Raw genomic sequence first — 5,279 nt, 5'->3', positions numbered from 1 at the left:
CCTGTTGTGGTTGCGGGGCGAGGGTATCGCGGAACGGCGGGGAGGCCAAGCTTCCGCAGGGCAGAATGCGCGGGGATTGTGTTTCCCGCAGGGGGCGGGCGGCGGTACGTCATGCAGAACCACATTCTGCATTGCAAAATACACCCGCCGCGGGTAACAGGGGGGCGATCAAACCACGACCGGAGGTTTCCACCCCATGTTCGCCCCCCCGGAAGACCCCGGCCACCGCCGCCAGTTGCGCGACAGCGTGACCGATCTGGCCCGCCGCGCCGCCCCGCCTGCCGCGATTCGCACCGCGCTGGCCGCCGACCCGGGCTTTTGCCCCGTGCGGTGGCGGCAGATGGCGGATCTGGGCTGGACCGCGGTCCTGCTGCCCGAGGATGCCGGGGGCCTGGGGATGGCGCATGCCGATCTGGCCGCGCTGCATCAGGAGGCCGGGCGCGCCGCCCTGCCCGAACCGCTGGTGGCGGTGCCGCTGCTGGCGATGCAGGCGCTGGCGCGGGGGGACAACGCGGATCTGCGCGATGCGGTGCTGCCCGGCCTGATGGCCGGAGAGGTGTTTGCGACGCTGGCCTGGCAGGGCCGCGCGGGTGCCCTTGGCGCCGGGGCCGTGGGGCCGCGCGCGGTGCGGGCGGGCGCGGGCTGGCACCTGTCGGGGCAGGCACTGTTCGTGCCGCTGGCGGATGTATCCAGCGGCCATGTGGTCGCCGCCGACACCGGCGCGGGCGTGCTGCTGGCCTGGGTCGGCGCGAAACCGGCGGTGGTGGCAGAGACCCGTCAGGTGGACGGCGCGCGGATGGCGACCATCACGCTCGACGGTGTGGAAATCGGGCCCGAGGCGGTGATCGCCGGGCCGGAGACCGGCGCGGCGGTGCTCGACCACATCCTCGATACCGCGCGGCTGGCGGTCGCGGCGGAGCTTCTGGGCGGGATGGAACGCGCCTTCGAGATGACGCTCGACCATCTCAAGACCCGGGTGCAGTTCGGCCAGCCGCTGGCCGCCTTTCAGGCGCTGCAACACCGCGCGGTGGGGCTGTTCGTGCAGATCGAAATCGCGCGGTCCGCGCTTTTGCGCGCGGTGGCGGTCTGCGACGACGCAGACGCCGCGCCGGGCGCGCGCGTGGCGGCGGTCAGCGCCGCCAAGGCGCGTTGCGGCGAGGTGGCGCAGGCCGTGGCCCGCGAATGCATCCAGATGAGCGGCGCGATCGGCTATACCGCCGAATACGACCTCAGCCTTTACGTCAACCGGGCGCTCGCCGGGGCAGCCTGGCTTGGCAATCCGCGCGCGCACCGGGCGCGCTGGTTCGACCTGCATGCAGAGGGGGTCGCCTGATGGCCACCGCGAATACCATGGATTACAACGCGATGGACGAGGGCGAGTTTCGCCGCATGCTGCGCGGCTTCATCGCCGCCGAATGCCCGCCCCATCTGATCGACCAGGCCCGCCGCGTGCGCTGGCACGAGGCGAAGGACTGGGTGCTGAAACTGTCGGCAAAGGGATGGCTGGCCCCGGCATGGCCCGTGGAACACGGCGGCATGGGGCTGAACGTCGAAAAGATGCTCGCCTATCACGACGAATTCGACAGCGCGGGCGTGGCGCGCCACCCCGATATCGGCATCGTCATGCTGGGCATGCTGCTGGTGCGGTTCGGCACCGATGCGCAGAAGGCCCACTACCTGCCGCGGATCCTGTCGGGGCAGGACATCTGGTGCCAGGGCTATTCCGAACCCGGCGCGGGGTCGGATCTGGCCTCGCTGCGCACCTCGGCGGTGCTGGACGGCGATCACTGGGTGATCAACGGGCAGAAGATCTGGACGACGCTGGCGCAGGATTCGACCGACATCTTCGTGCTGGTGCGCACCGACCCGGCGGCCAAGAAACAGCGCGGGATCAGCTTTCTTCTGGCGCGGATGGACACGCCCGGCATCACCGTGCGCCCGATCGAGACGCTGGCGGGCGATGCCGAATTCTGCGAGGTCTTTTTCGACGACGTGCGGGTGCCCAAGGACAATATCGTCGGCGCCGTCAACGACGGCTGGACCATGGCCAAGGCGCTTCTGGGGTTCGAGCGGTTGACCCACGGCAGCCCCAAGTTCGCGCAGATGGCATTGCAGCGGCTGGCGGCGCTGGCCCGCGAACTGGGCGTCTTTCGCGAACCCGCCTTTGCCGAAACCTATGCGCGTCTCGCGCTCGACGTGGCCGACCTGACCGCGACCTATGCCCGCTTTGCCGAAACGCTCAAGTCCGGCGGCGCGCTCGGCCCCGAGATCTCGGTGCTCAAGCTCTGGGGCCCCGATCTTTACCAGCGCATTTCCGAGGTGATGATCGAGACCGCGGGCGAACATGGCGTGACGCTCGGCCCCAGCACCATCGGGGGGGCGGTGTTCGATCCGCTCGGGTATTATTTCCTGTCGCGGCCCACCACCATTTACGGGGGCTCGAACGAAATACAGCGCAACATCCTGGCAAAGACCCTTCTGGGCATGCCGGGCTGAGGAGGCCGAGATGCAGGATATTCCCGATGTGATGCTGCGCCAAAGCCCCGAGGATCAGGCCCGCTACCGCGCGGCCGGCATCTGGCCGGACGAGACCTTTGCCGATGTGCTGCGCGCCCGCGTCGCCCGCCACCCCGACCGCGAAGCCGTCAGCGACGGCCGGAACCGGCTCAGCTATCGCGAGCTTGAAGACGCGATCCTGCGCGTGGCCGACCTGCTGGCGCGGCACGGCATCCGCCCGGGCGATGTGGTGGCGGTGCAGTTGCCGAACTGGATCGAGTTCGTCCCCGCCTATTTCGCCATCGAACGCATCGGCGCCATCGGCGTGCCGGTCAGCATCGACTTCCGCGCCCGCGAACTCGACTACGTGCTGCGCACCGCCGATTGCCGCGGCGTGATCACCTGCGGCGCCTACAAGGGTTTCGACCATCTGGGCATGGTGGAAAGCCTGCGGGCCGACCTGCCCGGCCTTGCCTTCGTGGGCACCGTGCGCGCCGAACCGCGCGCGGGGTCGGTCGCGCTCGACCCCGTGCTCACCGCCACCGGGCGGCCCGAAGGGTTCACCGAGGTCAGGACCGACCCCGACGCGATGATGCGGATGATGTTCACCTCCGGCACCACCGGCAATCCCAAGGGCGTGACGCACAACCACAACACCTCGCTCTGGCCCGCGCGGATGCTCAACATGGACATGGGCGTGGGCGAGGACGAGGTGATGCTGCTCTACCTGCCGCTCGCGCTCAACTGGGGCTATCTGTCGGTGTTGCAGACGGTGCTGGCGGGCTGCCGGCTGGTGATCATGGAAAAGTTCACCGCCGAAGCCGCGCTGCGGGCGATCGAGGCCGAACGTGTCACCTATGTCGCCACCGCGCCCGCCTCGCTGGTCGCGATGCTGGCCCTGCCGGGGCAGGAAAAATACGACCTCACCTCGCTGCGCACGGTGATTTCGGGCGGCACCTCCTGCCCGGTGGAAACCATCCGCACCTTCCGCAAGCGCATCGCGGGCGACCTGATCGAGCTTTACGGCATGCTCGAATGCGGCGGCTACCACACCTATACCCGCCGCGGCGACGACCCCGAAAAGGTCGCCGGATCGGTCGGGCGCTGCGGCACCGAAATGCGCCTGCGCATATCGCCCCCCGGCGGCACCGGCGCCCTGCCCCCGGGCGAAACCGGCGAAATCCAGAGCCAGGGCCCCGGCACGCAACTGGGCTATTACCGCCGCCCCGAGGCGAATGCCGAAGCCTTCACCCCGGACGGCTGGTTCCGCAGCGGCGATCTGGGCACCATCGGCCCCGACGGCAACCTGCGCATCACCGGGCGACTGAAAGAGATGATCAACCGCGGCGGCAAGAAATACTACCCGCGCGAGGTCGAGGAACTTCTCTACACCCATCCCGCCATCCTGCATTGCGCGGTCATCGGCCTGCCGGATCCGCGGCTCGGGGAACGCAACTGCCTGTGCATCGTGCCCCGCCCGGGGCACAGCCCCGCGCTTGCGGATTTCACAGCCTTCCTCGCCGGGCAGATCGCGACCTACAAGCTGCCCGAACAGCTGGAAATCCTTGCCGAAATGCCGATGACGCCGACGGGCAAGATCCAGCGGCACAGGCTGGTGAAGATGATCGTGGAAAAGGGCTGAGGGGGCGGGGCTCCATCATCCGGCGGATGCCGCCGCAGTATCAACGGGGGAAAGGGAATGCGCAGATTTGACGGCAAGACGGTTCTGGTCACCGGCGGCGGCAGCGGCATCGGCGCGGCGACCGTGCGGCGGCTGGCGCAGGAAGGCGCGAATGTCGCGGTGGTCGATCTCGACAAGGCGGCGGCGCAGGCCACCATCGACGCCTTCGGCGGCGGCGGGCTGATCGCGCTCGGCGCGGATGTCGCCGATGCGGCAGAGGTCGGGCAGGCGTTCAGCGATGCGCGGGTGCGGTTCGGCAAGGTGGACCATCTGGTCAACGCCGCCGGGATCCGCGGCGTGGGCAATGCGCTGGACACCACCGATGCGGGCTGGCGGCGCAACATGTCGGTGAACCTCGACGGCTCGTTCAACTGCTGCCGCGCCTATGCGCAGGCGGCCGAGGAAGGCGGGCATGGCGGGGCCATCGTCAACATCTCGTCCCAGGCGGGGCTGGAGGGACTGCCGAACCGCCTGCCCTATGTCACCTCGAAACACGGGGTGATCGGGCTGACGCGCGCGGTGGCGATGGATCTGGCGCGCAAGGGCATCCGGGTGAACGCGGTGGCGCCGGGGATCGTCAATTCGCCCTTCACCCAGACGCTGTTCGCCGATCCCGCGATCGCGGCCCGGATGCGCGCCGCCCATCCCATCGGGCGCGAGGGCCAGCCGGAGGAAATCGCGGCGGTGATCGCCTTCCTGCTGTCGGAGGATGCAAGCTTCATGACCGGCGCCATCGTGCCGGTGGACGGCGGGATCACTGCGGGCGCGGCCTCGTTCTGACCCCCCCGGGAGGGGCGGGCCATCGCCCCGGCCTCTACCCCCCGGCGGTTTAGCCTGCACCCCGGCCCCTGCCGCTTGCGCCCCCCGGTTGCGCCGCGATATGGCAGAATTACATTCCGCATTACGAAATATGCCGCCCGCTGCGGCAGCAAGGAGGCCCCATGTCCCGCCGTACCCTTCGCACGCCCCTGTGCGATCTTCTCGGGATCGAGGTCCCGATCCTTCAGGCCGGGATGGGGGGTGTTGCGTTCGGGCCTCTGGCGGCGGCGGTGTCGGCGGCGGGGGGGCTCGGGACCATCGCGGCCATCTCGCCCACGCCCGC

Annotated in this window: 5 protein-coding genes; all 5 read left to right on the top strand. The window is 69.5% G+C overall.

The features are described 5' to 3' along the window. Positions 1 to 196 precede the first annotated feature (196 nt). Positions 197 to 1,333 (top strand): acyl-CoA dehydrogenase family protein, encoded by a 1,137-nt coding sequence (locus RGD00_RS22945; protein ID WP_310459554.1) that lies wholly within the window; start codon positions 197 to 199, stop codon positions 1,331 to 1,333. Continuing rightward, a complete protein-coding gene (locus RGD00_RS22940; RefSeq protein ID WP_310459553.1) occupies positions 1,333 to 2,496 on the top strand; it encodes an acyl-CoA dehydrogenase family protein in 1,164 nt (387 codons plus the stop codon). Before RGD00_RS22945 ends, RGD00_RS22940 begins: the two co-directional genes overlap by 1 nt. 10 nt (positions 2,497 to 2,506) lie before the next feature. Beyond that, positions 2,507 to 4,138 (top strand): AMP-binding protein, encoded by a 1,632-nt coding sequence (locus RGD00_RS22935; protein ID WP_310459552.1) that lies wholly within the window; start codon positions 2,507 to 2,509, stop codon positions 4,136 to 4,138. 57 nt (positions 4,139 to 4,195) lie between these two features. Continuing rightward, positions 4,196 to 4,957: an SDR family NAD(P)-dependent oxidoreductase gene (locus RGD00_RS22930; RefSeq protein WP_310459551.1), complete on the top strand. Its 762-nt coding sequence runs from the start codon at positions 4,196 to 4,198 to the stop codon at positions 4,955 to 4,957. Between the two features lie 161 nt (positions 4,958 to 5,118). Beyond that, the coding region (locus RGD00_RS22925) for a nitronate monooxygenase (RefSeq protein WP_310459555.1) at positions 5,119 to 5,279 on the top strand (161 nt) is incomplete at its 3' end.

Source organism: Ruixingdingia sedimenti, assembly GCF_031432425.1.
GTDB lineage: Bacteria > Pseudomonadota > Alphaproteobacteria > Rhodobacterales > Rhodobacteraceae > Ruixingdingia > Ruixingdingia sedimenti.
The sequence above is the reverse complement of the archived record's forward strand: the minus strand, read 5'-3'. Positions and strand labels throughout refer to the sequence as shown.